General features: G+C 61.7%; 28 protein-coding genes and 1 other RNA gene. 21 read left to right on the top strand and 8 right to left on the bottom strand.

Translation table 11 applies throughout. From position 1 onward, the window contains the following. Positions 1-101: 101 nt before the first annotated feature. The 4 genes from ssrA to smpB all read right to left on the bottom strand — a co-directional run bounded on the left by ssrA (position 102) and on the right by smpB (position 2,329). Positions 102-466, bottom strand: a transfer-messenger RNA (tmRNA) gene (gene ssrA, locus H8790_RS02705). 69 nt (positions 467-535) lie between these two features. After that, a complete protein-coding gene (locus tag H8790_RS02700) occupies positions 536-1,294 on the bottom strand; it encodes an SDR family NAD(P)-dependent oxidoreductase (protein WP_187333488.1) in 759 nt (252 codons plus the stop codon). Positions 1,295-1,308: 14 nt separating this feature from the next. Continuing rightward, the gene (locus H8790_RS02695; RefSeq protein ID WP_187333487.1) at positions 1,309-1,839 is read right to left on the bottom strand and encodes a peptidylprolyl isomerase; all 531 of its coding nucleotides are present in this window, start codon (positions 1,837-1,839) and stop codon (positions 1,309-1,311) included. A 16-nt stretch (positions 1,840-1,855) separates the two neighbouring features. Then, entirely contained in the window at positions 1,856-2,329 is a 474-nt protein-coding gene (smpB, locus tag H8790_RS02690; RefSeq protein ID WP_243208548.1) for an SsrA-binding protein SmpB, read from the bottom strand. Positions 2,330-2,578: 249 nt separating this feature from the next. Between smpB and H8790_RS02685 the strand changes: the two genes are divergently transcribed. From H8790_RS02685 to H8790_RS02640, 10 genes are all read left to right on the top strand, one after another. Next, on the top strand, positions 2,579-3,115 hold the full coding sequence (locus H8790_RS02685; RefSeq protein WP_187333486.1) for an NUDIX hydrolase: 537 nt from the start codon (positions 2,579-2,581) through the stop codon (positions 3,113-3,115). A gap of 10 nt (positions 3,116-3,125) precedes the next feature. Beyond that, positions 3,126-3,833 (top strand): response regulator, encoded by a 708-nt coding sequence (locus tag H8790_RS02680; protein WP_187333485.1) that lies wholly within the window; start codon positions 3,126-3,128, stop codon positions 3,831-3,833. 26 nt (positions 3,834-3,859) lie between these two features. Next, positions 3,860-5,623 (top strand): ATP-binding protein, encoded by a 1,764-nt coding sequence (locus tag H8790_RS02675; RefSeq protein ID WP_187333484.1) that lies wholly within the window; start codon positions 3,860-3,862, stop codon positions 5,621-5,623. Between the two features lie 18 nt (positions 5,624-5,641). Further along, positions 5,642-6,886 carry a hypothetical protein gene (locus H8790_RS02670; RefSeq protein WP_187333483.1) on the top strand — a complete coding sequence of 415 codons (1,245 nt, stop codon included), beginning with the start codon at positions 5,642-5,644 and terminating at the stop codon, positions 6,884-6,886. A gap of 24 nt (positions 6,887-6,910) precedes the next feature. Beyond that, on the top strand, positions 6,911-7,723 hold the full coding sequence (locus tag H8790_RS02665; protein WP_187333482.1) for a hypothetical protein: 813 nt from the start codon (positions 6,911-6,913) through the stop codon (positions 7,721-7,723). A 209-nt stretch (positions 7,724-7,932) separates the two neighbouring features. Then, positions 7,933-9,231 (top strand): UDP-N-acetylglucosamine 1-carboxyvinyltransferase, encoded by a 1,299-nt coding sequence (locus H8790_RS02660; protein ID WP_187333481.1) that lies wholly within the window; start codon positions 7,933-7,935, stop codon positions 9,229-9,231. A gap of 122 nt (positions 9,232-9,353) precedes the next feature. After that, positions 9,354-10,148 (top strand): MBL fold metallo-hydrolase, encoded by a 795-nt coding sequence (locus tag H8790_RS02655; RefSeq protein WP_187333480.1) that lies wholly within the window; start codon positions 9,354-9,356, stop codon positions 10,146-10,148. After that, positions 10,136-10,618 (top strand): 23S rRNA (pseudouridine(1915)-N(3))-methyltransferase RlmH, encoded by a 483-nt coding sequence (gene rlmH / locus H8790_RS02650; RefSeq protein ID WP_187333479.1) that lies wholly within the window; start codon positions 10,136-10,138, stop codon positions 10,616-10,618. The genes H8790_RS02655 and rlmH overlap by 13 nt, the downstream gene beginning before the upstream one ends. A 15-nt stretch (positions 10,619-10,633) precedes the next feature. Then, the gene (locus H8790_RS02645; RefSeq protein ID WP_187333478.1) at positions 10,634-10,942 is read left to right on the top strand and encodes a hypothetical protein; all 309 of its coding nucleotides are present in this window, start codon (positions 10,634-10,636) and stop codon (positions 10,940-10,942) included. 17 nt (positions 10,943-10,959) lie between these two features. Further along, the gene (locus H8790_RS02640) at positions 10,960-12,687 is read left to right on the top strand and encodes a phospho-sugar mutase (RefSeq protein WP_187333477.1); all 1,728 of its coding nucleotides are present in this window, start codon (positions 10,960-10,962) and stop codon (positions 12,685-12,687) included. Between the two features lie 89 nt (positions 12,688-12,776). On the opposite strand, the gene H8790_RS02635 is transcribed toward H8790_RS02640, so the two are convergent. Then, entirely contained in the window at positions 12,777-13,454 is a 678-nt protein-coding gene (locus tag H8790_RS02635) for a manganese catalase family protein (RefSeq protein WP_187333476.1), read from the bottom strand. Between the two features lie 98 nt (positions 13,455-13,552). Between H8790_RS02635 and H8790_RS02630 the strand changes: the two genes are divergently transcribed. Further along, positions 13,553-14,977 carry an FAD-dependent oxidoreductase gene (locus H8790_RS02630; RefSeq protein WP_187333475.1) on the top strand — a complete coding sequence of 475 codons (1,425 nt, stop codon included), beginning with the start codon at positions 13,553-13,555 and terminating at the stop codon, positions 14,975-14,977. A gap of 38 nt (positions 14,978-15,015) precedes the next feature. Here the strand turns inward: H8790_RS02630 and H8790_RS02625 are convergent, their stop codons facing one another. Next, positions 15,016-15,198 carry a hypothetical protein gene (locus H8790_RS02625; protein ID WP_187333474.1) on the bottom strand — a complete coding sequence of 61 codons (183 nt, stop codon included), beginning with the start codon at positions 15,196-15,198 and terminating at the stop codon, positions 15,016-15,018. 72 nt (positions 15,199-15,270) lie between these two features. Between H8790_RS02625 and H8790_RS02620 the strand changes: the two genes are divergently transcribed. Beyond that, positions 15,271-15,438, top strand: coding sequence for a hypothetical protein (locus H8790_RS02620; protein WP_187333473.1), 168 nt, complete (start codon positions 15,271-15,273; stop codon positions 15,436-15,438). A gap of 136 nt (positions 15,439-15,574) precedes the next feature. Here the strand turns inward: H8790_RS02620 and H8790_RS02615 are convergent, their stop codons facing one another. After that, positions 15,575-17,077, bottom strand: a complete 1,503-nt coding sequence (locus tag H8790_RS02615) for an IMP dehydrogenase (protein ID WP_187333472.1) — start codon at positions 17,075-17,077, stop codon at positions 15,575-15,577. Between the two features lie 225 nt (positions 17,078-17,302). Here H8790_RS02615 and H8790_RS02610 point away from each other — a divergent pair, with 225 nt between their 5' ends. The 9 genes from H8790_RS02610 (at position 17,303) to H8790_RS02570 (ending at position 24,707) form a co-directional block, all read left to right on the top strand. Next, positions 17,303-17,947 (top strand): superoxide dismutase, encoded by a 645-nt coding sequence (locus H8790_RS02610; protein ID WP_187333471.1) that lies wholly within the window; start codon positions 17,303-17,305, stop codon positions 17,945-17,947. A 128-nt stretch (positions 17,948-18,075) separates the two neighbouring features. Then, positions 18,076-19,338 carry a dihydroorotase gene (locus H8790_RS02605; protein WP_187333470.1) on the top strand — a complete coding sequence of 421 codons (1,263 nt, stop codon included), beginning with the start codon at positions 18,076-18,078 and terminating at the stop codon, positions 19,336-19,338. Beyond that, positions 19,335-20,069 carry a dihydroorotate dehydrogenase electron transfer subunit gene (locus H8790_RS02600; RefSeq protein WP_187333469.1) on the top strand — a complete coding sequence of 245 codons (735 nt, stop codon included), beginning with the start codon at positions 19,335-19,337 and terminating at the stop codon, positions 20,067-20,069. Before H8790_RS02605 ends, H8790_RS02600 begins: the two co-directional genes overlap by 4 nt. Continuing rightward, positions 20,063-20,974 (top strand): dihydroorotate dehydrogenase, encoded by a 912-nt coding sequence (locus H8790_RS02595; RefSeq protein ID WP_187333468.1) that lies wholly within the window; start codon positions 20,063-20,065, stop codon positions 20,972-20,974. Before H8790_RS02600 ends, H8790_RS02595 begins: the two co-directional genes overlap by 7 nt. Before the next feature lie 30 nt (positions 20,975-21,004). Next, positions 21,005-21,706 (top strand): orotidine-5'-phosphate decarboxylase, encoded by a 702-nt coding sequence (gene pyrF / locus H8790_RS02590; RefSeq protein ID WP_187333467.1) that lies wholly within the window; start codon positions 21,005-21,007, stop codon positions 21,704-21,706. A gap of 32 nt (positions 21,707-21,738) precedes the next feature. Next, positions 21,739-22,374 (top strand): orotate phosphoribosyltransferase, encoded by a 636-nt coding sequence (pyrE, locus tag H8790_RS02585; protein WP_318646867.1) that lies wholly within the window; start codon positions 21,739-21,741, stop codon positions 22,372-22,374. 13 nt (positions 22,375-22,387) lie between these two features. Next, positions 22,388-23,305 (top strand): aspartate carbamoyltransferase, encoded by a 918-nt coding sequence (gene pyrB, locus H8790_RS02580; RefSeq protein ID WP_187333466.1) that lies wholly within the window; start codon positions 22,388-22,390, stop codon positions 23,303-23,305. A gap of 16 nt (positions 23,306-23,321) precedes the next feature. Continuing rightward, positions 23,322-23,747, top strand: coding sequence for an aspartate carbamoyltransferase regulatory subunit (locus tag H8790_RS02575; protein WP_187333465.1), 426 nt, complete (start codon positions 23,322-23,324; stop codon positions 23,745-23,747). A 45-nt stretch (positions 23,748-23,792) separates the two neighbouring features. Further along, the gene (locus tag H8790_RS02570) at positions 23,793-24,707 is read left to right on the top strand and encodes a DMT family transporter (protein ID WP_243208546.1); all 915 of its coding nucleotides are present in this window, start codon (positions 23,793-23,795) and stop codon (positions 24,705-24,707) included. 24 nt (positions 24,708-24,731) lie between these two features. Here the strand turns inward: H8790_RS02570 and H8790_RS02565 are convergent, their stop codons facing one another. Next, positions 24,732-25,601, bottom strand: a complete 870-nt coding sequence (locus H8790_RS02565; protein ID WP_187333464.1) for a radical SAM protein — start codon at positions 25,599-25,601, stop codon at positions 24,732-24,734.

The raw sequence follows: 25,601 nt of genomic DNA, 5'->3' as shown, positions 1-25,601 counted from the left end.
CGCGGCTGGACGTGGACCGAGGCGTTTTTTTTGTCACACTGCGGCAAATACTAAAATTAAAGTGCGCCAGACGAACCGCTTGGGTTCGTCTGGCGCACTTTTGGTGGAGGTGGGGGGAGTTGAACCCCCGTCCGAAAGCACTTTGACAGGACTTTCTCCGGGCGCAGGCGGTTATTTTGGAAGTCTTTCTCTTCCCGTTCCCCTTCCCGGCGGCAAGCCGCCACGCCGTCAGGTCAGGTGAGCTTCATGATGTGTGGCACAGGCAAAGCTTACTGTACTCACATTTACCGCTAAACGACGCCCTTCCGGACCCGCGGTCCTGTCCGGTCGGACGGCTGCCTTTAGTTAGGCAGCAACAGCAACAGTGTTGTTGTTCTTTAATTTATAAAATGCCCATTTTAAGGATGTTAGGCGCATCCGCCCGCTTATCCAGCCTCCATACCCCCGTCGAAACCGGTACACCCCCATATCTGATGTCGGTCGGTAGGGTCTCGCAGGTGTGCCGCGCAGTGCACGGCACACCATGATCAATGGATCAGGTCTTTGCAATCTTTGCAACCAGCTGTTCCGGCAGTAACTTCGCCGCCAGCCGGTAGAACTTGTAAAACATCTTAGGCGTATAAATGGTCCGCCCAGCCCTGGCCGCCCGCAACGCGCCCGCCGCCACCCGCACCTGGTCGCAGTAGGGCAGGGTCTCAAACATCCGGGAGTTGCCGGTGATTCCGCCCACGGTGAGAAACTCCGTCTCCATGGGGCCGGGACAGACCGCCGTGGCGTGGATGCCCTTCTTGCGCAGCTCCTCGCTGATCCCCACGGTAAACCGGGAGACATACGCCTTGCTGGCGGAGTAGACCGTCATCCTGGGGTTTACGCAGAACGACGCGATGGACGACACGTTGAGAATGCGCGCTCCCGCCTTCATATAGGGCAGCACCAAATTGGTCACAGCAGTCAGCGCGCGGACATTGAGGTCCACCATGCGGGTCTGGGTCTGGGTGGGCATCTCGCCCACATTGCCCAAATAACCGCAGCCGGCGCAGTTGATCAGCAGCGTTACATTGGGCTGATCCAGCCGCAGCTTTTCCTCCAGATAGGCAAAACTGGCCCCTTCGCACAGGTCCAGGGGGAGAATCTCCACCTGAAGCTCCGCCAGCGCGTCCTGGACAGCTTCCAGCCGCTCCCTGCGGCGGGCAATCAGCCAGACGCACTCCACGTTGGGAAACACCTCTGTGAACTGCCTTGCAAACTCCTGGCCCAGGCCGGAGGATGCACCGGTGATAATCGCGGTTCTCATAGAGCGTTCACTCCTTACTTCTTTTCCGGCTTGGGATACTCCACGCCCTGGGTGTCCACACGGATGGACTGGATCACCACCGGCTCCTTGGGTTTATCGTTCCAATCCGTCTTCACCTCGGAAATCCGGATGGCCTCTTCCACCCCTTCAAACACCTGGCCGAACGCGGCGTACTGCCCGTCCAGATGGGGCGCAGGGGCGACCATGATGAAAAACTGGCTGCCGGCGGAGTCGGGCTGCATGGCCCGGGCCATGGAGAGCACGCCGGTGACATGTTTGAGGTCGTTTTCCGCAAACCCGTTGCCGGAAAACTCCCCGCGGATGGAGTAGCCGGGTCCGCCCATTCCGTTGCCGTTGGGGCAGCCGCCCTGGATCATGAATCCGGGGATCACCCGGTGGAAAATCAAGCCGTCATAAAATCCGCCGTTGGCCAGATCAATGAAGTTGTTGACCGTGTTGGGCGCCTTCTCCGGATACAGCTCCGCTTTCAGCACTTTGCCGTTTTTCAGCTCAATGACGGCGATGGGGTTCTTTCCTTCAGACATTGTTCTACGTCCTTTCTCAGCGATTTCTCTGTTTGACCGCGCGGTCCATTTCGCGGCCCGCTTCCCGCCTGGCCAGGGCCTCGCGCTTATCGTAGTTCTTCTTGCCGCGGCAGAGGCCCACCTCTATTTTCACCCGCGCGTCCTTGAAATAAACGGACAGCGGGACCAGAGCGTAGCCGTCCTGCTTCACCAGGGCGTGGAGCTTGCGGATTTCCCGCTTGTGCATCAATAGCCGCCTGGGCCGCACCGGGTCTTTATTGAAGATGTTTCCCTTTTCGTATGGAGAGATATGCATGGAGTGCAGCCACATCTCCCCTTCTTTGACCGTGCAGTAGGCGTCCTTCAGGTTCAGCGTACCTGCCCGGATGGATTTCACCTCCGTGCCGGAGAGCTCGATGCCCGCCTCGTACCGGTCCTCCACAAAATAGTCGTGGAATGCCTTGCGGTTTTGCGCCGCGATCTTGATTCCCTTTTTTTCCGTGAGGACCACCTCTTCTCCTCTGCAAGTGGATGATAGTATACCATACTCCCCTCTTGCTTTCAAGCGGGAGAATTGGATTGGATTTTCCGGCGCTGTATGATATAATTGCCAAAAGATCACATAGTCCAAACAGCCGGTTTGTTTAGCGGAGACGCCGCCAAGGCATAATAGCCGCGATGCCGCCCGCTGTACGAATGACAGTATAACAGATAAATATGAGCATTTTGTGAAGAATTTCGTCAAAAGAGGTCTTTTGAAATGGATTTTATGGAAAAGCGGCTCAGCCGCAATGAGATTTACAGCGGACGCATTGTGCAACTCCATGTGGACACGGTCTCCCTGCCCAATGGGAAGGAGGCCGTCCGCGAGGTGGTGGAGCACCCCGGCGGCGTGGCCATTCTGCCATTGGACGAGCGGAACAACGTCATCACGGTCAGCCAGTACCGCTACACCTTCGGCCGTATCCTGCAGGAGATTCCTGCCGGCAAGATGGAGCCCGGTGAGGAGCCCATGGCCAGCGCCCTGCGGGAGCTGAAGGAGGAGACGGGGGCCGTGCCGGACACCATCCTCCCCCTGGGCTCCATCATCCCCTCCCCCGGCTGCTATGGGGAGGTGCTGTACCTCTTTTTGGCCAGGGGCCTTCACATGGAGGCCCAGCAGCCGGATGAGGACGAGTTCCTCACCATGGAGCGGGTCCCGTTCGACGAGATGGTACACCGGGTGATGGCCGGTGAACTCCAGGACGCAAAGACCGTGGCCGCCGTGCTGAAGGCCAAGATACTGCTCAATTTGTAAGGAGGATATCATGGACAGCAAGAAAACCGTCCTGATCGTGGAAGATGAAAAAAACATTGTGGATATTCTCCGCTTCAACCTCCAGCGGGAGGGCTTCGGCACCCTGGAGGCCTACGACGGCGAGGCGGGGCTGGAGCTTGCAAGGTCGGCCCGCCCGGACCTGATCCTGCTGGACGTCATGCTGCCGAAAATGATCGGCTTTGACGTATGCAAGGCCCTGCGGGAGAGCGGTGACAACGTGCCCGTCATCATCCTCACCGCCCGGGAGGAGGAGGCTGACAAGGTCCTGGGGCTGGAGATCGGAGCCGACGACTATATCACCAAGCCCTTTTCCATGCGGGAGCTGATTGCCCGGGTCCGGGCCAACATCCGGCGCACCGCCATGGTGGCCTCCGCCTCCCAGGAGGACGCGACGCCCGTGGCCGGGGACCTGACCATCCATACCGACAGCTGCCAAGTCTACCGCCGCGGCCGCCACATCGACCTCACCCAGCGGGAATACGAGCTGCTGACCTTCCTGGCCAGCCACCCCAACAAGGTCTACTCCCGCGTCGACCTGATGGAACAGGTCTGGAACTACGGCTATGTGGGCGACGACGCCCGGACGGTGGACGTCACGGTCCGCCGGCTGCGGGAAAAAATTGAAGACAACCCCGCCACCCCCGTTTATATCCTGACCCGCCGGGGCCTGGGCTATTATTTCAGCACGGCGCAATAGCCATTCCTTCCGAAAGGAGATCTGCCATGTTCCGCAGCCTGCACATGAAGCTGGTCTTGATTATGCTGCTGATGATCACCTCGCTGATGGCGGTGGTCGGCGCCTTTTTGACCACCAGCGTCTCCAACTTCTATATCAACAGCTTTTATGAACAAATCACAGATGTGTTCGGTGAGGACAACGCCGACTTCTATCTGAGCCTGTGCAGCGCCGCCGAGCAGGAGACCCCCGCCGACGGCATCCAGGACATCCTGGCCGCCAACGCCGGCCGGCTGGGAATCGACTACCGCACGCGGAACTACTATATCTTGGACGGGCGGACCGGAGTGTTTCTCACCGGCTCTGACGAACCGGGCGGGGCGGAGCTGAGCTACGACACGCCGAACCTGCTCTCCGCCCTCAACGGCGAGGTGGGCGACAAGAGCGACGCCACAGCCGACTACATGGATGTGGCGGTGCCCATTGCCGGGGGCGGCAACTCCTTCATCGTCTACATCAAAGACAACCGGGAAACCGTCAGCGACCTCAACTCCCAGCTGTTCCTCCTCATCATGCAGGCCCTGGTCATCGGCCTTCTGATCTCGCTGCTTCTGAGCTTCCTGCTCTCCAAGGCCATGGTCAGCTCCATTGAAAAGCTGACCCTTGGCGCGGAGCGTGTGGCGGACGGCGACTTCTCCAGCAAGATCGATGTGGAGTCCACAGACGAAATTGGCATCTTGACCAATACCTTCAATGAGATGGCGGACGTGCTGCAGTCCACACTGGCCGCCGTGGAGAACGAACGCAACAAGTTGGACACCCTGTTTCTCCATATGACCGACGGCGTGGTGGCCTTTGACCACGCCGGAGCGCTGATCCACTGCAACCCCGCCGCCACGGAAATGCTGGGCCGCTCCATTGAGGGCTGTACTTACGACGACCTCTTCGCCGAGGTATACCCTTTCCAGCAGATGCTCTCCCTCCAGCGGCCCAACTTTGCCGAAAGCCAGCAGACGGTGGGCGAGCGCACGCTGGAGCTGTACCTGGCCCGCTTTTCCGACGACGCGGACGGCGGCGTGCTCATCGTGCTCCACGACGTAACGGAGCAGCACCGCAACGAAGAGCGTCGCAAGGAGTTCGTGGCCAACGTGTCCCATGAGCTGCGCACCCCGTTGACCAACGTGCGCAGCTATGCCGAGACCCTGCGGGATTCCGACGGCATCTCCAAGGAGACCGCCCACAGCTTTTTGGACATCATCATCGGCGAGACCGACCGCATGACCCACATCGTACAGGACCTGCTGACCCTTTCCCGCCTGGACTCCGGCCGGGGGGAGTTCAGCATGGCCCGCTTCCCCTTTGCCGACGCAATCGAAAGCGTGTGCCGGGCCAACGCCCTGGAGGCCAAGCGCCACAGCCACCAGCTCACCTGCGGAGACCTCTCGGGCCTGCCCCTCATCATGGGGGACCGGGGCCGGCTGGAGCAGGTGATGATGAACGTCTTGGGCAACGCCATCAAGTATACCCCGGACGGCGGCCACATCCGCGTCAGTGCCGGAAGCGAGGGTGAGTGCGTGTGGATGGAGGTCAGTGACGACGGCATCGGCATCCCCCCCGAGGACCGGGACCGGATATTCGACCGTTTTTACCGGGTGGACAAGGCCCGTTCCAGAGAGCACGGAGGTACCGGACTGGGGCTGTCCATTGCCCGCGAGATTGTGGCCCGCCACCACGGCACCATCGCCCTGGCCGACCACGAGGGCCCCGGCACCACCGTCCGGCTCAGCCTGCCTATCGTCCAGCCGGATTAACCGCAGAAAGGAGATGCCATGGGCAAGCTCACACGCAACCGCCTGCAAAATATTGCCATCTGCCTACTTGCTCTGTCCGCCGTGGCACTCTTTACCCAGATTCAGCTGACAGCCTTGGGCCGCAGTCAGCTGACGGCCGGCCCAGCCGAAACCGTGCAGGGCGTCACCGGCTCTTTGGCGGAATTCGCTTCTCCCCTCCGCGTGGCAGTGACCAACAGCTTCGGCCGCTCCGGCCAGGGCCGCAGCACCACCTCCGACGCGTCGGCCCTGGTTCTGCTTTTGGGAGAGGCATTGGGCACGGCCGGGCCTGCCTCCATCGTGCCGGAGACGGCCTTCCGGGAGCTGTTGGATGGGGAGTGTATCTACTTCGACTTTACCGTATCCCTCCCGCTGCCGGTGCTCTCGGCCCTCTTGGGCGCGGAGGTTTCACCGTCCCTTGCCTCCCTCAGCGCAAGGCGGTTGATCCTTGCCGCCTCCCATTCCTCGGTGCAGCTCTATTTTCAGGACGAGTCCGTTTACTCCTGCACCACCAGCGTGCTGGGATCCGCCCTCCTTTCTGTTTTGGACAGCTACCAGTCCTCCAGTGCCTCCTTTGCCTTTGAATTGGGGGAGGAGTACACGTCCCTGGACCCCTACACCCTGTTCACCGACGAATCGTCCGGGTACCACACGCTCTCCGCCTCCAATCCTCTGGCGGATACGGACACGCTGCTCCGCCAGCTTCAGTTCAACCCTCACACCAACAACCGCTATGTGGACTCCGTCGACGGCACGGAGGTCATCATCGAAAACGACCGGACGCTGCGCATCTATACGGACGGCACCGTGACCTATCAGTCGGGGGACGGAGACCGCTCCTTCCCCGTCTCCGCCGTTGGGGAGACGCCCACCGCCGTGGAGGCCGCGGCCGCGGCCCGGTCCCTGGCGGAATCCGTCCTGTCGCCGGGAGAGGCGTCCCTCTGCCTGCGCGGCATCCAGCAAAATAGCGGCGGCTGGCTGGTCTCTTTCGGGTATCAGGCAGATGGGGTCCCCATCCTTTTTTCCAATGAGACAAGCGCTGCGGAGCTTCTGATTCAAAACGGCTCCATCGTCTCCTTCACTCTGCGTTTTCGCAGCTACTCTGCCACCGATTCCCCCTCCGTCCTCCTGCCTGTCCGGCAGGCGGCGGCCATCGCCCAGCACCGCTACAGCGGGGCAGAACTGACCGTGACCTATGTGGACACGGGATCCGACAGTGTCAGCGCCCAGTGGGTGGCCGGCTGATTCCACAGGAAAGGACTTTGACCAATGCAGACCTATCGCCTGAAAAACATCATCATTTTGATTCTGGTCCTGGTCAATGTGTGCCTTTTGGGCCTGCCGGGCAACCACCAGGCCGCCCAGCGCAGCGCCCGCCAGTCCTCCAACGAGCAGCTCTCCGCCCTCTTTCAATCGGAGGGCATCTCCCTGGAGCCGGACCTGATCCCGGAGGACTCCACCCTCGCTCCCCTGACGCTCAGCCGAAGCACCGAGCGCGACCAGGCCCTGGCCGAATCCATTTTAGGCGAGGGCCTCACCGTCTCCGACGAGGGCGGCGGCATCTATCTCTACACGGGGCAGGCCGGCACCGCCCGCTTCCGCGCCAACGGGGCCTTTGACATCGCGGTGGTGGACATGCCGGATGAGACGCCGGAGGCCCTGTGCCGGCGGATCTGCCGTAAATTCGGCTACGGAGAGCTCCAGGGCCGCCTGAACGGCGGGACCGGAACATATTCCGCTCCCCTTCTGTGGGGCGGCGTGGAGGTGGTCAACTGCTCCATCTCCTTTACTTTTTCCAAGAACGTGCTCACCTCTGTCAGCGGCTATGCGCTGCCGGACCACACCGCCCCCGCCCCCGCGGAGGGCTCCATGTCCGCCTCCACGGCCCTGACGCTGTTCCTTCAGTCCCGCACCACCACTGACGCCATCTCCGTGGCCAGCGCCGTCACCTCCATCTCAGCGGGATACCTTCTGGAAAGCACCCCTGCGGCGCCGCTCTCCCTGACCCCGGTCTGGCAGATCGGCACCGATACGTACAAGTATTATGTAAACTTCTCAACCCGCGTTGTGACTCAGAGCTGAACGCTGATTTTTTCTCTTGGATTTTTCGTTGCTTTTTATGAAATTTCTGTTATACTAAATCTGCTAAAGTTGCAAAACGTATATTTCTTCTGCCTCTGAAATAGAGGGTATGAAGCTCCATTGCCGGGGGCAAACTGTCTCTGGTGCCCTGTTTGTGCGCACCAAGCGAGTCCCGGCGCTGATAAATGCCTGAAGAGAAGGTGCTTTTTTTGACAAATTATGTCGTGCACGGCGGAAAGCCGCTGTTCGGGGAAGTCGAGATCAGCGGCGCCAAAAACGCCGCCGTCGCCATCCTTCCCGCCGCACTCCTGGTAGACGGGGTCTGCCGCATTGAAAACATCCCTCAGATTTCCGATGTCACCTTATTTCTTAAAATTCTGGAGGAATTGGGCGCCGGCATCCGCACCATCAACCGCCATGCGGTGGAGGTGGACTGCCGTCGCATCCGCAAAGCACGGACCTCCTATGAAATGGTCCGCCGCATCCGGGCCTCCTACTATTTGATCGGCGCGCTCCTGGGCCGCTTCGGCCAGGCCGAGGTCGCCATGCCCGGCGGGTGCAACTTCGGGGTACGCCCCATTGACCAGCACATCAAAGGCTTCACCGCCATGGGTGCCAAGGTGGTGGTGGAGGGCGGCTTCATCCATGCCACCACCGAGGGCGGACGGCTGAAGGGCGCCAACATCTATTTGGACGTGGTTTCCGTGGGCGCCACCATGAACATCATGATGGCCGCCACGCTGGCCCAGGGCAACACCATCATTGAAAACGCCGCCAAGGAGCCCCACATCGTGGATCTGGCCAACTTCCTCAACTCCATGGGGGCCAACATCCGCGGTGCCGGCACTGACACCATCAAGATCCAGGGCGTGGATCACCTGCGGGGCGGCAGCTACGCCATCATCCCCGACCAGATCGAGGCCGGTACCTACATGGCCGCCGTCTCCGCCACCGGAGGGCAGGTCCTTGTCAAGAACATCATCCCCAAGCATATGGACTGCATCACGGCCAAGCTTCAGGAGATGGGTGTCCAGATCGAGGAGCAGGAGGACACGCTGCTGGTCCGGCGCACCGGCCGGATGCAAAAGGCCAATGTGAAGACCATGCCCTATCCCGGCTTCCCCACCGACATGCAGCCTCAAATCACCACGGTGCTGACGCTGGCGGAGGGCACCAGCATGGTGACGGAGGGTGTCTGGAGCAACCGCTACCGCTATGTGGACGAGCTCAAGCGCCTGGGCGCCAACATTCAGGTGGACGAGAAGACCGCCGTGGTGGAAGGTGTTGACCATCTCACCGGAGCGCCCATCCAGGCCTGCGACCTGCGGGCCGGAGCCGCGCTGGTGATTGCCGCTCTGGCCGCTGAGGGAACCACGGAGATCAGCGGCGTGCAGTATATTGAACGGGGCTACGAGGACATGGTGGGCAAGCTCCGCGCCTTGGGCGCCGACATCCGCGCGGTGGAGGTCCCCGGCGACAGCGAAGAGCTGGAGGCCCACATCGGCTGAGCCGCAAAACGCGGCGGCTGGAATTCAATACAACCGCTGCGTCCGCTGCGGAGCATGGCGACGTTGGTCATCGTGCTCCGCAACGGACGCATTTTCGACTCTGCAAGTGAGGTATGATAGATTTGACCACTGTACATACACTTTCCAGCGGCTCCTCCGGGAACGCGCTGGTGCTCTCAACGGAGAATACCCACATCCTGTTGGACGCAGGTATCTCCTGCCGGCGCATCGAACAGGGGCTGCGCCAGCTGGGCCTGGAGCTGCGCGACCTGTCCGCCCTGCTGATCTCCCACACCCACAGCGACCACATCAGCGGTCTGGGAACGCTGGTCAAGCGCTGCCGCGCGCCCATCTATTCCAGCATCGAGACCGCCCGAGGCCTCCAGTACCGGATCGCCGGGGTGGAGGATCTGCTCTGTCCCTTTTCCCAGGGTGTCCCCTTCCACGTGGGGGAGTGCCGCGTTACGCCCTTTTCCACCTGCCACGACGCGCCGGGCTCCACCGCCTACCGGATCGACACGGAAGAGGGGGGCTTTGGCTTTCTCACGGACTCCGGATGCATTCCCGACGGGGCCCGGGAGGTGCTGCCCGGCGTGGAGCTGCTGCTCCTGGAGGCCAACCACGACGTGGACACGCTGCGCTCCGGCTCCTATCCTTATTACCTCAAGCGCCGCATCCTTGGCGACGAGGGGCACCTGTCCAATGAGGCGGCGGCCTCCTTTGCCGCGGAAGCGGCCGGATGGGGCGCCTCGGAGATCGTCCTGGCCCATCTGAGTGAGGAGAATAACACGCCCGCCATGGCCCGCAGCGCCGTGGAACGCAGCCTGGCCGCCGCCGGGTTTTCGCCCCGCCTCACCGTGGCGCCCCGCAGCGCCCTGAGCGAGTGCCATGTGGTCGGTGCGGGATGCAGAAGATAACGCTGCTGTGCGTGGGCAAGCTGAAGGAGAAATTTTACGCCGAGGCGGCGGCGGAGTATGTCAAGCGGCTGCGGCGGTACTGTGATTTGACCATCCTGGAGCTGCCGGAGGAACGGCTGCCGGAGAATCCCTCCCAGGCCCAGATCGACGCGGCCCTTTTGAAGGAGGCAGGAGCCATCCGGGAGAAGCTGCCCCCCTCCTCCAGCGTCATCGCGCTGTGCATTGAGGGCCGGATGCGCTCCAGCGAAGAGCTTGCACAGCTGATGGCCACCTGGGCCAACCGGGGGGAAAAGCAGCTGGTCTTCCTGATCGGCGGCTCCTTTGGACTGCACCCCTCCATCAAAGCCCAGGCCTGGGCGCAGCTTTCCATGTCGCCCATGACCTTTCCCCACCACCTGGCCCGGGTCATGCTCCTGGAGCAGATCTATCGGGCCTATCAGATCCAAGCCAAGACAAAATACCATAAGTAAAGGAGTTGACACGCCATGAACGATCCCAGCACCTGGGGCCGCGCCGAGGGCGGCCTCTATGACCGCTGGCCCAAAGAGGAGGGCGGTCTGCCGGAACAGGCGGCTTTCCTTGTCGATCTGCCGGACAGCGGAGGCATTGCGGATATGACGGTGGCTCAGCTGGAGGCCTACGGCATCCCCGTGATGAAGCGCTACGAAAAAGACGGCGGCCTGGGCCGTGTCATCCTGGGCTTTTCCGGCTATGGCGCCAGTTTGTATGTGCCCGCCTCCCGGTTGGAGGAAGCAAAGGGCCTGTTGGAGGCGGCGGACCCTGAGGAAGAGTAAAAAAGGAGGAAGCTCAAATGGACTTCATGAAAGAGTATGAAAAATGGCTGGGCAGCGGTGCGCTGAGTGAGGCAGAGACCGAAGAGCTCCAGTCCATCGCCGGCAACCCCAAAGAGATCGAGTCCCGGTTCTACGGCCCCCTGGAGTTCGGCACCGCAGGGCTGCGGGGCACCATGGCCGTGGGACTGCACAACATGAACATCTACGTGATCCGCTGGGCCACCCAGGGCTTTGCCAACGTCATCGCCGCCGAGGGCGAGGACGCAAAACGCCGGGGCGTGGCCATCTGCATGGACTGCCGCCTTCACTCCATGGAGTTTGCCCGGGCGGCGGCGGAGGTCTGTGCAGGCAACCACATCCACGTGCGCATCTTCGAGTCCCTGCGTCCCACGCCGGAGCTGAGCTTCGCCGTCCGGGAGTACCGCTGCCAGGCGGGCATCAACGTCACCGCCAGCCACAATCCCAAGGAGTACAACGGCTACAAAGTCTATTGGGAGGACGGCGCCCAGCTTCCCCCCCACCACGCCGACGCCATAGCGAGGGAACTGGAGAAGATCGACATCTTCACCGGCGTCCGCCGCATGGACTATGATGAGGCGGTCAGCGCCGGGCTCATCGAGGTGCTGGGCGAGGAGACGGACCAGAAGTTCATGGCCAACGTCACCTCTATGATCAACGACCGTGAGACCGTGGCCAAGGTGGCGGACACCTTCAAGATGGTCTATACGCCCTTCCACGGCTGCGGCTACAAGCTGGTTCCCGAGGCGCTGAAGGCCCTGGGGATCAAGCATCTGCTCTGTGAGCCCAGGCAGATGGTCATTGACGGCTCCTTCCCCACTGTGGTCTCCCCCAACCCGGAAAACCCGGAGGGGTTCTACCTGGCCATTGACCTGGCCCGGGAAAACGACGTGGACTTCATCCTGGGCACCGACCCGGACAGCGACCGGGTGGGCATCATGATCCGGGACCGCGGCGGCGAATACCGCCCCGTCACCGGCAATCAGACCGGCGTGCTGCTGCTGGACTATCTGATCGGCGCCATGCGCCGCTCCGGGAAGCTGCCGGAGCACCCGGTGGCCCTGAAGACCATCGTCACCACGGAGATGGCCCGAAAGGTGGCCGAATCCAACGGCGTGGCCTGCTACGACACGTTTACCGGCTTCAAGTTCATGGCTGAGAAAAAAGGCCAGCTGGAGTCCAGCGGACAGGGCAAGGTAATCTTCTCCTATGAGGAATCCTACGGCTACATGTTGGGCGACTATGTCCGGGATAAGGACGCCGTCACCGCCTCCATGCTCCTCACGGAGATGGCGGCCTGGTACGCCGCCCAGGGCATGACGCTTTTCGATGCCCTGGAGGCCCTTTACAAGAAGTACGGCTACTATGCGGAAAAGACCCACAACCTGGTGATGCCCGGCCTGGACGGCCTGACCAGGATGGCGGCGCTGATGAAGCGCCTCCGGGAAGCGCCTCCGGAGGAGATTTCCGGCGTGCGTGTGGCGGTCCGCAAGGACTACGCCGACGGCACGGTCACCGACTGCGCAAGCGGTGCAAAAAGCACCATGGAGCTCTCTGGCTCCAACGTGCTGCGTTTTGAACTGACCGACGGCACCACCATCCTGGTGCGCCCCTCCGGCACGGAGCCCAAGATCAAGGTTTACATCCTGACTCAGGGCGCGGACGCGGAGGACTGTGCCGCCAACCTGGAGCGGTACGGCCGGTGGGTGGCCTCCCTTCAGGACTAAGGGACAAAGCGGGACGGATACTCCGTCCCGCTTGTTTTATGCATGGAGAAAAGCCGGACAGCCCTTTCTAAGGGCTGTCCGGCTTTTTCTTACTTGTTGGGGTTGTTGAAGCTGGGCGCGTCGGCTTTTGTGTCCCCAAAGCCGTTTTTGGGCGAAGGGGTGGACAGGTCAAAATAAATGCGGGAATCCTTTGTCACGCCAAAATCCTTGTTGGAGCCGGTGTCCTGCACCCGGTTGAAGGCCTCCCGGAACATGGCGTTGTGGGCCTCTTCCCGGTTGAGCAGGAAGTCGATGGTCTCCTGCACCTTCTTGTCCTTGATCTGGCGGTACAGGTATTCGTACACCACCTTGGCCCGCTGCTCCGAGGCAATGTTGGACAAAAGGTCCGCGCAGAGGTCGCCGGTGACGGTGACATAGTCCGCGGTCCAGGAATAGCCGGAGGCGTTGATCAGGCCGGGGTTCAGGCCCAGAAGCACGTGGGTCTCCACCTCTCCCGCGCCCACCTTCTCATAGTCCACGTCGTGGCCGTTGAGCAGATTGATGGTGGTGGCCACCATCTCCATGTGGCTCAGCTCCTCCGCGGCAATATCCATGAACAAGTCCTTGATGGCCGGGTCCTTAATGCGGAAGCTCTGGGACATATACTGCATGGCCGCTTTCAGCTCGCCGTTTCCACCGCCTAACTGCTCCTGCAGCAGCGCGGCATACTGGGGGTTGGGCTGTTCCACCTGCACGGGGTGAAACAGCAGTTTTTCATGTTTGAACATAGCGCTCCTCCTTTTTCATTGTATCCGTAGTTTCTCCCGCCTGCTGTGGATGATACGGCGTGGGAGGGACAAACTACAAAAAAAGGAGGCGTTTTTCAATGTCATCTCTCTGGGAACAGACCTCGTCGCTCCCCTCCTTCCCCGCCCTGACAGGAGAGGTCCACGCCGAGGCCGCCGTCATTGGCGGCGGCATGGCCGGGCTCCTCACAGCCTGTCTTTTGCAGCGCGCCGGAGTGCGGGTGGTCGTGTTGGAGCGGGGCCGCATCGGCCGTGGCCAGACCGCAGGCACCACAGCTAAAATCACGGCCCAGCACGGGCTGATCTACCACCGCCTGCTGGATCAGTTGGGCGAGGAACGGGCCCGCCAGTATGCCCAGGCCAACCTCCGCTCCATTGAGGCCTATGCTTCCATGGTGGGAAAACGGCACATAGACTGCGACTTCACCCCATGCACCGCCTTTTTGTTCACGCAGGAGGATCCCAGCCCGCTCCAGGAGGAGTATGAGGCGGCCAAACGTCTGGGCATCGACGCTTTTCTCACCCAGGAGACCGAACTTCCCTTCCCCGTCAACGCCCTGGGGTTCCGGGACCAGGCCCGGTTCCACCCGCTCCGCTTCCTGGGCGCCCTTACACAGGGCCTGACCATCTATGAGAACTCGCCTGTCCTGGAGGTGTCCTCCGATCAGGTGCGCACCCCCCAGGGGCTGGTGCGGGCGGAAAAGCTCATCTTTGCCTGCCACTTCCCCTTTGTGAATGTGCCGGGCTACTATTTCGCCCGCCAGCATCAGGAGCGGAGCTATGTATTGGCCCTGGAGCAGGCCGCCGTCCTTCAGGATGTCTACCTGGGCGTCCCCGGCCTCTCATTCCGCAGCTGGGACAAGTACCTGCTCATCGGCGGCGGCAGCCACCGCACCGGTGAAAACCGGGAGGGCGGGCAATACGCCGCCCTCCGCCAGGCCGCGCGGCGGTACTGGCCTCACTGCCGGGAGGCGGCCTCCTGGTCTGCCCAGGACTGTATGCCCATCGACGGCGTCCCCTATATCGGCCCCTTCTCCTCCGCGGAGCCCAACTGGTTTGTGGCCACAGGGTTCCAAAAGTGGGGCATGACCTCCTCCATGACTGCCGCACGCATTCTCTCCTCCCTGGTGCAGGGCCACAGCGCCGAGGAGGAGGTCTTTTCCCCCGACCGGTTCCGCCCCACCGCCTCAGCGAAGAGGCTTGCCGGGGAGATGGGCCATGCCGTGGGCGGGCTGGGCCGCTTTCTGCTGGAGCCCGGACGGATTCCCGTGGAAAACCTGCCCGCCGGCCACGGCGCCATCGTGGAAGTGGATGGGAAGAAAGCAGGCGTCTTCCGGGATGACCGGGGCCAGGTCTTCGCGGTGGACATCCGCTGTCCCCACCTGGGCTGCCAGCTGGAGTGGAACCCGGAGGAGAAGAGCTGGGACTGCCCCTGCCACGGTTCCCGGTTCGACTATCAGGGCGCTCTTTTGAGTGGGCCGGCCCAGAAGGGCCTCAAGAAGTAGCACCCTTACCGGACATTAAAAAAAGAACGGCCGCCTGTTCAGCGGTCGTTTTCCATCTGTTTGGAAAGGTCCTGCGCCCGGTCCAAAATCCGCTCCAAAAGCGCCTCGGCCCGCTCCGTTTCATTCTCCCTGATCAGCTCGACCGCATCGGAAACCGCGGCGCATAATATCTCATAATTCTGCTGGTAATCCTGCATGGCCGTCTCCATTCTATGCGTCAAAACTGCGTCATTCTTACAAAACATCATAGCATGACACTATGATGATGTCAATATTGAGTCAGAGGTGATGCTGTGAAGGATCCTATGTCCCGCTTTACCCTGCGCGTCAGCAGGGAACTGTTGGAAAAACTTGGATATATTGCCGAATTTGAAGGGCGCACCAAAAACCGGGAGCTGGAACACATGATTCGGCTGCGCATCTCCGCGTTTGAGAAAGAATATGGAAAGATCGAGCTGTAACTCCTTTCTATTTATAAGCTGCTTGATGCGAGAAATCCGTCGAATCCGCGGCTGAATGAGAAAAGGAGGGCCGTCCCAAAAGTGGCGGCCCTCCTTTTTTGAATATGGTTGGCGCAATTGTAACCCCCTCGCCTGCTCAGCGGTTGGTATTCTGATCCTTCACGATCACATCGTGGGCACCGCCCTCCACGATGGAGGTGGCGGAGACCAGCGTCAGCTTTGCCTTGCGCTGGAGTTCCGGGATGCTCAGCGCGCCGCAGTTGCACATGGTGGAGCGGACCTTTGACAAAGTGGTAGTCACGTTGTCGTGCAGGGGCCCGGCGTAGGGCACATAGCAGTCCACACCCTCCACGAAGGAGAGCTTGCGGTCGCCGCCCAGATCATAGCGCTGCCAGTTCCGGGCCCTGGCGCTGCCCTCGCCCCAATACTCCTTCATATAGCTGCCGCCCACCAGCACCTTATCCGTGGGGCTCTCGTCAAAGCGGGAGAAATAGCGCCCCAGCATGCAGAAGTCGCACCCCATGGCCAGAGCCAGGGTGATGTGGTAATCCAGCACAATGCCGCCGTCGGAGCAGACGGGGACATAGATGCCCGTCTCTTCGAAGTACTCGTCCCTGGCCCGGGCCACCTCGATGACTGCCGTAGCCTGTCCCCGGCCGATGCCCTTGGTCTCCCGGGTAATGCAGATGGAGCCTCCGCCGATGCCCACCTTCACAAAGTCGGCCCCGGCCTCGGCCAGGAAACGGAACCCGTCCCGGTCCACCACGTTTCCGGCGCCGATCTTCACCTCATCCCCATACCGGCCGCGCACCCAGGCAAGGGTCCTGCTCTGCCACTGCGTAAACCCTTCAGAGGAATCGATGCAAAGCACATCGGCCCCGGCCTCCACCAGGGCGGGGATGCGCTCTTCATAGTCCCGGGTGCCCACGCCGGCGCCCACCACATACCGCTTTTGGCTGTCCAGCAGCTCGTTGGGGTTCTCTTTGTGCTGGTCATAGTCCTTGCGGAAGACAAAGGAGGAGAGCCGGCCCTCCCCGGTGACAATGGGCAGGGCGTTGAGCTTATGGTCCCAGATGATGTCGTTGGCGTCCTTCAATGAGGTGCCCTCCGGCGCGGTAATCAGCTTTTCCATGGGCGTCATGAACTCCGAAACCCGCTCCTCGCCGCTCATGCGGCTGACCCGGTAGTCCCGGCTGGTCACCAGGCCCAGGAGCTTTCCGGTGCCGGTGCCGTCGTCGGTGACGGCGATGGTGGAATGGCCCAGCCGCTCCTTCAGATTCAGGATGTCCCGCAGGGTCTGATCCGGGCGGATGTTGGAGTCGGACGGCACAAACCCCGCCTTATAGCGCTTGACCCGGCGGACCATCTCCGCCTGCTGGCCGATGGGCTGGGAGCCGTAGAGGAAGGAGACGCCGCCCTCCCGGGCCAGGGCGATGGCCATGCGGTCGTCAGAGACGGACTGCATGACAGCGGAGACCAGGGGGATGTTCATGGACAGCGGCGGCTCTTCCCCCCGGCGGTATTTCACCAACGGCGTCCGCAGCGACACGTTGGATGGGATACACTCCGCGTCCGAATAGCCGGGGATCAGCAGGTATTCACTGAAGGTATGGGACGGTTCCGGATAGTAGTAAGCCATGGCACGCACTCCTTTTGTATCGTCCGAAGCAGTCGGCTCCGGCCAGGATTTTATGAGTCAGTATAGCACAACAGCGGTCAAAATCAACCTATTCACCCGATGTTCCGGATATTGGCCTCATGTTCGCTTGGTTGCTTATCGCATCACCGGAGAATTGGGGTTCTTCCTGAGTCCTATTCTGCCCAAGCGCGCATAAACTGATAACAAACCATAAGGAGGCTGATTATGAACCGACACTATCCCTTTTCTCTTCCTCCCCTTCCCTATGCTTACGACGCGCTGGTCCCCCATCTGGACTCCCGGACCCTGGCCTTCCACCATGACCGCCACTTTGCCGCATACGTGGACAACTTGAACCGACTGCTGACCCCCTATCCCGCCTACCACAACTGGCCGCTGGCCAAGCTCATCATGGACTGGGAATCCCTGCCCGACACCATCCGCCAGGGAGTGCGCAAAAACGCGGGAGGGGTCTATAACCACGAGCTGTATTTCAACATGCTTGCGCCCCTGCCGATCTCCAGTCCCGATGAGCTGCTGGGCGGGTCCATCGTCCGCAGCTTCAGCGGATTTGAACCCTTCCGCGCGGCCATGAAAAAGGCGGCGGCCGATGTGTTCGGCTCCGGCTATGTCTGGCTTTGTGTCAACGCGGACGCGCAGCTCAGCCTGGTGAAGACGCCCAACCAGGATACGCCCCTGCCCCTGTTCCCGCTGCTGTGCACAGACCTTTGGGAACACGCCTACTACTTACAGTACCAAAACCGAAGGGGCGAATACTTCGACAATTGGTTTATGCTGGTCAACTGGCCCGCCGTGTCTGCCCGCATGGCAGCCTACCTGACGGGCAGGCCGCCCTATCCCATGCCGTGACGGACGCGGCCACGGCCGCGCCGTCTCGGACCAGGAAAACTTTTTATACTTTGGCAAAAGTTTCAGTTGACAACACACCTCCTATCCGTTAGAATTTAGATTTAGAAAAAATCTCAGGAGGTGCAAAAATGGGACTCACCCTGAAGGGCGCAAACGTATATTCCGGCTCCTCTTTTCATCCTTTGGACATTGCCATTTCCCACGGCCGTATTGTTTCTGTTTCCGGCAGCGGGGAGGAAGTCCTTCAACTGAATGACCGGTTCCTTGTTCCAGGTTTCGTTGATGTACACGTTCATCTTCGGGAGCCTGGTTTTTCTTATAAGGAGACCATTTCCACCGGGTCAGCGGCAGCCGCGGCGGGCGGCTACACCACCGTGTGCCCCATGCCCAACTTAGACCCTGTGCCGGACTCCCTGGCCAATCTGCGCAGGGAGCTGAGCGCCATCGAACGCGGCGCCGCCATCCATGTGGTCCCCTATGGCGCCATCACCCGGGGCCAGCAGGGCGAAGAGCTGTCGGACATGGAGGACATGGCGCCCTATGTGGTAGCCTTTTCCGACGACGGCCGGGGCGTGCAGTCCGACGAGCGGATGGAGGCGGCCATGCGCTGCGCCAAATCCCTGGACAAGCCCATCGTGGCCCACTGTGAGGTCAACAGCCTGCTCCGGGGCGGCTGCATCCACGACGGGCGCTGGGCTCGGGAGCACGGCTTTCCCGGCATCTCGTCGGAGAGCGAATGGCGCCAGGTGGAGCGGGACATCGGCCTCGTGCGCAGGACAAACTGCCGCTACCACGTGTGCCACATCTCCACCAAAGAGTCAGTGGAGCTCATCCGCCGGGCCAAGGCGGAGGGGCTGCCCGTCACCTGTGAGACGGCGCCTCACTACCTGGTGCTGTGCGAGGACGATTTGCAGGATGAGGGCCGGTTCAAGATGAACCCGCCCCTGCGTTCCGCCGCCGACCGGGAGGCGCTGCGCCAGGGCCTCCTGGACGGCACCATTGACTGCATCGCCACGGACCATGCCCCCCACAGCGCGGAGGAGAAGTCCAGGGGGCTGCGGGGAAGCGCCATGGGCATCGTGGGGCTGGAGACCGCCTTCCCTGTGCTCTACAGCGCCCTGGTGGAGACGGGCGTGATGAAGCTGGAACAGCTCATCGACAAGATGACCGCCGCTCCCCGGCGTATTTTCGGACTGCCGGAGGTGGATTTGAAGCCCGGCAGCGCCGCCGATCTGACCGTTTTGAACCTGAACGCCCCCCATGCCATCGACAGCCGCCGCTTCCGCTCCCTGGGCCGCGCCACGCCCTTTGAAGGCCGGCAGGTCAGCGCGGCGGTGGAAATGACCATCTGCGGCGGGAAAATCGTATACGACGGGAGGAACCAGCTGTGATCCAGACGCCTTTGACCCTCATTCACAAAAAACAGCTGAATCGGGACGTGTGGGAGCTGGCCCTGGCCGGGGACACCTCCGCCATCACAGCGCCGGGCCAGTTCGTCAATCTGCTGTTGGAGGGCCGGTTCCTCCGCCGCCCCATCTCCGTGTGCGACTGGGACAAGGATATTCTGCTCCTCCTGGTCCGGGTGGCCGGCAAGGGCACACAGCAGCTGTGCCGATCCGAGGTGGGCACGTCTTTTGATACCCTGATGGGCCTTGGCAACGGCTTTGACATCTCCCGCTCCGCGGGAAAGAGCGTGCTGGTGGGCGGCGGCATCGGCAGCGCGCCCCTCTACGGCCTTGCAAAGCGCATGGCAAAGGCAGGGAACGCCCCCGCCGTCGCCCTGGGGTTCAACTCGGGGGACGACACCTTCTATCTGAAGGAATTTGCGGAGTTAGGCTGCCAGATTTCCCTGGCCACGGTGGACGGTTCCCTGGGCCGCAAGGGCCTGGTGACGGACCTGCTGCCCCAAACCGGCTGCGACTACGGTTTTGTCTGCGGCCCGGAACCCATGCTCAAGGCAGTCTGGGGCTGTGAGCAGCTGACGGGCGGACAGTTCAGCTTTGAAGAGCGGATGGGCTGCGGCTTCGGCGCCTGCATGGGCTGCACCTGTAAGACCAGGTATGGCTCCAAGCGCATCTGCAAGGACGGCCCCGTCCTAAGTAAGGAGGAGATCGTATGGTAGATCTGAGCGTCTCCCTTGCCGGCGTTTCGCTGAAAAACCCCGTCATTCCCGCCTCCGGCACCTTCGGCTACGGCCGGGAGTTTGCCGAGTGCTATGATCTGAACCTCCTTGGCAGCTTTTCCTTCAAGGGCACCACCGCTGATCCCCGGTTCGGAAACCCCACGCCCCGCATCGCCGAGACACCCTCCGGCATGCTCAACGCGGTTGGTCTTCAAAACCCCGGCATCGACGCGGTGATCGCCCAGGAGCTGCCCAATATGGCAGAGCTGTTTCACGGCCCGCTGATCGCCAACATCGGCGGCTTCTCCGTGGAGGAATACGTGGAAAACTGCCGCAAGATCGACCAGTGCCCTCAGGTGGGCATCATTGAGGTGAACATCAGCTGCCCCAACCTCCACTGCGGAGGAAAGAACTTCGGCTCCGACCCCAAGAGCGCCGCTGAGGTCACGGCGGCTGTCAAGGACGTGACCCACAAGCCGGTATTCATGAAGCTGAGCCCCAACGTGACCGACATTGCGGAGATCGCCAGGGCCTGCGAGGATGCGGGGGCCGACGGGGTCAGCCTCATCAACACCCTGCTTGGCATGCGGATCGACTTAAAGCGCCGCAAGCCCCTGCTGGCCAACAAAACCGGCGGCCTCTCCGGCCCCGCGCTGCTCCCTGTGGCAGTGCGGATGGTCTACGAGGTCTATGAGGCGGTGTCCATCCCCATCATCGGCATGGGCGGCGTCAGCTGCGCCGAGGATGTGTGCGAGCTGATGCTTGCCGGCGCCACCGCTGTGGAGGTGGGCGCGGCCAACCTGCGGGACCCTATGGCCTGCAAAAAGATCGTGGAGGAACTGGGCGGTGTCTGCGAACGGCTCGGCGTCTCCCACATCCGCGCTCTGACCGGCGGCGCCCACTGAATTTAAACAAGAGAGAAAGGTGTTTTTGCCATGCAGAAGGATGTTATCATTGCCCTGGACTTCCCCGGCCGTAAGGAGGCCCTTGCGTTTCTGGATCAGTTCCCCGCCGGGGAAAAGCCCTTTGTGAAGATCGGCATGGAGCTCTTTTACGCCGAGGGGCCGGACATGGTCCGGGAGATCAAGGCCCGGGGCCATCGGATTTTTCTGGATCTAAAGCTTCATGATATCCCCAACACGGTGCGCCGGGCCATGGCCGTGCTCAGCCGCTTGGACGTGGACATGGTGAACCTCCACGCCGCCGGAGCCTCCGAGATGATGAAGGGAGCCCTGGAGGGCCTGACCCGGCCCGACGGGACCCGGCCGATACTTATCGCCGTCACACAGCTGACCTCCACCGACGAATCGGCGCTGAAAAACGAACTGCTCATCGACGTGCCCATGGCGGAAACCGTCATGCGCTATGCCAAAAACGCCGCCGACAGCGGTTTGGACGGCGTGGTCTGCTCTCCCCTGGAGGCCGCGGCGGTGAAGGAATGCTGCGGCGCCGGCTTTATCACCGTCACTCCGGGCATCCGCTTTGCGGACAGCGAGGCAGGCGACCAGAAGCGGATCATGACGCCGGAGCGGGCCGCGCGCAGCGGCTGCGACTTCATCGTGGTGGGCCGCCCCATCACCAAGGCATCCGACCCCGTGGCCGCCTACCGGCGGGCCGTGGCCGATTTTCTGGGATAACTGCTGATTTTACATGAGGAGGAGATCATTTGATGAATATGGAACGTGAAATTGCCAAGGGACTGCTGCGCATCGGCGCGGTGTTCCTCCGCCCCGACGAGCCCTTTACCTGGGCCAGCGGCATCAAAAGCCCCATCTACTGCGACAACCGGCTGACCCTCACCGCCCCCGATGTGCGCACGGCGGTGGAAAACGGCCTGGTGGAGCTGATCCGCACCCACTATCCCGACGTGGAAGTGCTGATGGGCACCTCCACCGCCGGCATCGCCCATGCCGCCATCTGCGGCCATCTGATGGGCCTGCCCATGGGCTATGTCCGCAGCGGGCACAAAGACCACGGCCGGGGCAACCAGATCGAGGGACGGCTGGAGAAGGGCCAGAAAGTGGTGGTGGTGGAAGACCTGATCTCCACCGGAGGCAGCTGCATCGAGGTGGTGGAAGTCCTCCGGGAAGCCGGTGCCCAGGTTTTGGGCATCGTGTCCATCTTCACCTACGGGCTGCAAAAGGGCTTGGACCGCCTGGCCGCAGCCGATGTCACCAACTACAGCCTGAGCAACTTCGACGCCGTGTGCGAGGTGGCCGCGGAGGAAGGCCGCATCCAGCCCTCCGACATCGCACGGCTGAAGAAGTTCCGGGCCAACCCCTCCGACGAAAGCTGGAGAAACTGAGGAAGGAGCCATTATGAGAAACCTGATCGACATCACCGACCTGACCACAGAGGAAATTGACCAGCTGATCGCCACTGCCGAGGACATCATCGACCGGCCGGAAGCATACGCCCAGGTGTGCCGGGGCAAACAGTTGGCAACGCTGTTCTTTGAGCCCTCCACCCGGACCCGCCTCAGCTTTGAATCCGCCATGCTGGCCCTGGGCGGCCAGACCCTGGGCTTTTCCGAGGCAATGAGCTCCTCCACCGCCAAGGGTGAAACCGTGGCCGACACCATCCACACCGTCAGCTGCTATGCCGACATCATCGCCATGCGCCATCCCAAGGAGGGCGCGCCCTTCGCCGCCTCTTTGCGCAGCGAGGTACCCATCATCAACGCCGGTGACGGCGGCCACAACCATCCCACCCAGACCCTGACGGACCTTTTGACCATCCACCGGGAAAAGGGGAGGCTGAACGGCTTTACCATCGGCTTTTGCGGTGACCTGAAGTTCGGCCGTACCGTCCACTCCCTGGTCAATGCCCTCAGCCGGGAAACGGGCATCAAGTTCGTCTTCATCTCCCCGGAGGAGCTGAAGCTGCCGGACTACCTGAAGGAAAACGTCCTGGAGCGCAACGGCCTCCTCTACGAGGAGACCGCCAGCCTGGAAGAGGCCATGCCCCAGCTGGACATCCTCTACATGACCCGCGTCCAGAAGGAGCGCTTCTTCAATGAGGCAGACTACATCCGTTTGAAGGACACCTATGTCCTGGATCCGGAGAAGTTAGTGCCCGCCAAAGAGGACCTGTGCATCCTGCACCCCCTGCCCCGGGTCAATGAGATCACCGTGTCCGTGGACGACGATCCCCGGGCCTGCTATTGGAAGCAGGTGAAAAACGGCAAGTACATCCGCATGGCCCTCATCATGAAGCTGTTGGGCCTGAAGGCATAAGGAAGGGAGCGAGCTAATGAATATCGACAGCATCCAAAACGGCGTTGTGCTGGATCACATCAAGGCCGGCAAAAGCATGGACATCTACAAATACCTGCACCTGGACGAGCTGGACTGCTCCGTGGCCATCATCAAGAATGTCCGCAGCGCCCGGATGGGGAAAAAGGACATCATCAAGATCGACTCCCCCATGGAGGTGGATCTGGACGTATTGGGCTACATCGACCCGGACATCACCGTCAACATCATCCGCGACGGAGTGCGGGTGGAGAAAAAGCACCTGGCCCTGCCTCAGAGGCTGGTCAACGTGATCCACTGCAAGAACCCCCGCTGCATCACCATGGCAGAGCCCCAGCTGGACGCCATTTTCCTCCTCAACGACCCGGACAAGCGGACCTACCGCTGCGCGTACTGCGACGCGGAGAAGCCCCGCAAGATTTGACGGCGCTCAAACGAACCTGATAGAGAAAGAAGAAGGGATCGTCTCTTGAAGAAACTCGACCGGGTCACCCGCGGCATCCTCTGCACCACCCTTGGCGGCGTGTGCTGGGGCATTTCCGGCACCTGCGGGCAGTACCTTTTTTCCACCTACCACGTGTCTTCCCAGTGGTTTACCGCCGTGCGCATGCTGGTATCGGGCCTGTGCTTTTTGCTGTTGGCCCTGAAGAGCAGCCGGCCGGCTCTCTCCGGCATCTGGCGCGACCGCAGGGATGTGCTCCAGCTGGTCGTCTACGGCATCTTTGGCCTCATGCTCTGCCAATATGCCTACATGACCTCCATCTCCTATTCCAACGCCGCCACCACCACGGTGCTCCAGAACCTGAGCCTGGTCATCATCATGGTGCTCTCCTGCCTGCAATTGCGGCGCTGGCCGGGCCGCCGGCAGGTGCTGGCCCTGGCGCTGGCTGCGGCAGGAACCTATCTGGTGGCCACCGGCGGCGACCCCCGGCACATGGTGCTTTCCCGACAGGGGCTCATCTGGGGCCTGCTCACCGCCGCCTCCGTGGCAGCCTACACCCTGATCCCCTCCCGGATCCTGCCCAAGTGGGGCAAAGAGGTGATCTCCGGCTACGGCATGCTCATCGGCGGCGCGGTGCTGTGCCTGGCGAGTCGGCCCTGGCGGCTCTATGTCCCCATCCCTATCCAGGGCTGGCTGGCCGTGGCAGCCGTGATTGTGGTGGGCACCATCTTGTCCTTCTCCCTGTTCATGCAGGGTATCGCGGACATCGGGCCCGTCCGCTCGGCCATGCTGGCCACCACCGAGCCGGTCAGCGCCACCCTCTTTTCCTTCCTCTGCCTTGGAACCCGGTTTTCTGTCACGGACCTCATTGGCTTTGCCTGCATCATCGCCATGATCTTGGTCCTGGCAAAGACCAATGAAGAAAAAACGCCTGCGGCATAAAGCCGCAGGCGTTCTCTTTTCTTGTCACAAGGCGCGGAACCACTCGGGGCGCAGCCTGGATGCATCCGACTTGGCCCGGCGGATTTCCGCAAGCATGGCCTCTTTGTCCTGATTCAGCGTTCCCCGCAGCATCAGATAATTGGAGGCGTGGTTCATCCGGAACACGCTGCCCGGGCTGTCCAAGTGCTCCACCAGCAGCTCCGTCTCCTTCAGGACCTGCTCCGTGGTCAGAAGATGGAAACTGCCCTCATTCACCCACTGCTGGAGAGGCGTCCCCTCCTCCACCATCAGCGTCAGAAGGCCGATATACTCTGGATTCATGGCGCTGAGCGCCTTTGCCGTCTCCACCGCGTGAGGCTCCAAAAGCTCGGGGCCGCCCAGGCCGGAGATGGCCGTCACCGACAGTGCGATGCCGCAGCGGCGCACCTTCTTCCCCGCCTCGATGATCTCCGCGGCAGTGTGGCCCTTGCACATCTTCGTCAGCACCTGGTCGCTGCCGGATTCCAGCCCCATATAGACCATGGCCAGCCCCTTCCGGCGCAGACTGCACAACTCCTCCTCCGTCCGGATTTGGATGCTGGAGGGAGAGGCGTAGCAGGTGACCCGCTCGCACTCTGGGAACAATTCCGCGATCCGGTCCAATATAGCCTCCAGGTCCGCGGCCCGGCGTACCAGCGCATCCCCGTCGGCCAGGAAAATCCGCTTGACCTCCTGATAGGAGCGGCGGGCCATGTCGAAGTCCTCCAGGACCTCCTTTAAGGGCCGCAGGGCAAAGCGCTTTTCCCGGTACATGTCGCAGAAGGCGCAGGTGTTGTGGCTGCATCCATAGGTGACCTGGACGATCAGGCTGTAGGCCTCGGAGGGCGGGCGAAAAACTTTACCGTAATAACGCAT

It is taken from the genome of Oscillibacter hominis, from assembly GCF_014334055.1.
Taxonomy (GTDB): Bacteria; Bacillota; Clostridia; order Oscillospirales; family Oscillospiraceae; genus Oscillibacter; species Oscillibacter hominis.
This window is presented reverse-complemented; position numbering and strand designations above follow the sequence as displayed.

Bases quoted from the DNA above. Each gene is read 5' to 3' on its own strand.
- H8790_RS02610 (WP_187333471.1), top strand. From the start codon at position 17,303: ATGAACCGACACTATCCCTTTTCTCTTCCTCCCCTTCCCTATGCTTAC.
- H8790_RS02645 (WP_187333478.1), top strand. From the start codon at position 10,634: ATGAACGATCCCAGCACCTGGGGCCGCGCCGAGGGCGGCCTCTATGAC.
- H8790_RS02680 (WP_187333485.1), top strand. From the start codon at position 3,126: ATGGACAGCAAGAAAACCGTCCTGATCGTGGAAGATGAAAAAAACATT.
- H8790_RS02630 (WP_187333475.1), top strand. From the start codon at position 13,553: ATGTCATCTCTCTGGGAACAGACCTCGTCGCTCCCCTCCTTCCCCGCC.
- H8790_RS02605 (WP_187333470.1), top strand. From the start codon at position 18,076: ATGGGACTCACCCTGAAGGGCGCAAACGTATATTCCGGCTCCTCTTTT.
- pyrE (WP_318646867.1), top strand. From the start codon at position 21,739: ATGAATATGGAACGTGAAATTGCCAAGGGACTGCTGCGCATCGGCGCG.
- H8790_RS02695 (WP_187333487.1), bottom strand. From the start codon at position 1,839: ATGTCTGAAGGAAAGAACCCCATCGCCGTCATTGAGCTGAAAAACGGC.
- H8790_RS02700 (WP_187333488.1), bottom strand. From the start codon at position 1,294: ATGAGAACCGCGATTATCACCGGTGCATCCTCCGGCCTGGGCCAGGAG.
- H8790_RS02615 (WP_187333472.1), bottom strand. From the start codon at position 17,077: ATGGCTTACTACTATCCGGAACCGTCCCATACCTTCAGTGAATACCTG.
- rlmH (WP_187333479.1), top strand. From the start codon at position 10,136: ATGCAGAAGATAACGCTGCTGTGCGTGGGCAAGCTGAAGGAGAAATTT.
- H8790_RS02575 (WP_187333465.1), top strand. From the start codon at position 23,322: ATGAATATCGACAGCATCCAAAACGGCGTTGTGCTGGATCACATCAAG.
- H8790_RS02640 (WP_187333477.1), top strand. From the start codon at position 10,960: ATGGACTTCATGAAAGAGTATGAAAAATGGCTGGGCAGCGGTGCGCTG.
- H8790_RS02635 (WP_187333476.1), bottom strand. From the start codon at position 13,454: ATGTTCAAACATGAAAAACTGCTGTTTCACCCCGTGCAGGTGGAACAG.
- pyrB (WP_187333466.1), top strand. From the start codon at position 22,388: ATGAGAAACCTGATCGACATCACCGACCTGACCACAGAGGAAATTGAC.
- H8790_RS02670 (WP_187333483.1), top strand. From the start codon at position 5,642: ATGGGCAAGCTCACACGCAACCGCCTGCAAAATATTGCCATCTGCCTA.
- H8790_RS02685 (WP_187333486.1), top strand. From the start codon at position 2,579: ATGGATTTTATGGAAAAGCGGCTCAGCCGCAATGAGATTTACAGCGGA.
- H8790_RS02565 (WP_187333464.1), bottom strand. From the start codon at position 25,601: ATGCGTTATTACGGTAAAGTTTTTCGCCCGCCCTCCGAGGCCTACAGC.
- H8790_RS02595 (WP_187333468.1), top strand. From the start codon at position 20,063: ATGGTAGATCTGAGCGTCTCCCTTGCCGGCGTTTCGCTGAAAAACCCC.
- pyrF (WP_187333467.1), top strand. From the start codon at position 21,005: ATGCAGAAGGATGTTATCATTGCCCTGGACTTCCCCGGCCGTAAGGAG.
- H8790_RS02675 (WP_187333484.1), top strand. From the start codon at position 3,860: ATGTTCCGCAGCCTGCACATGAAGCTGGTCTTGATTATGCTGCTGATG.
- H8790_RS02665 (WP_187333482.1), top strand. From the start codon at position 6,911: ATGCAGACCTATCGCCTGAAAAACATCATCATTTTGATTCTGGTCCTG.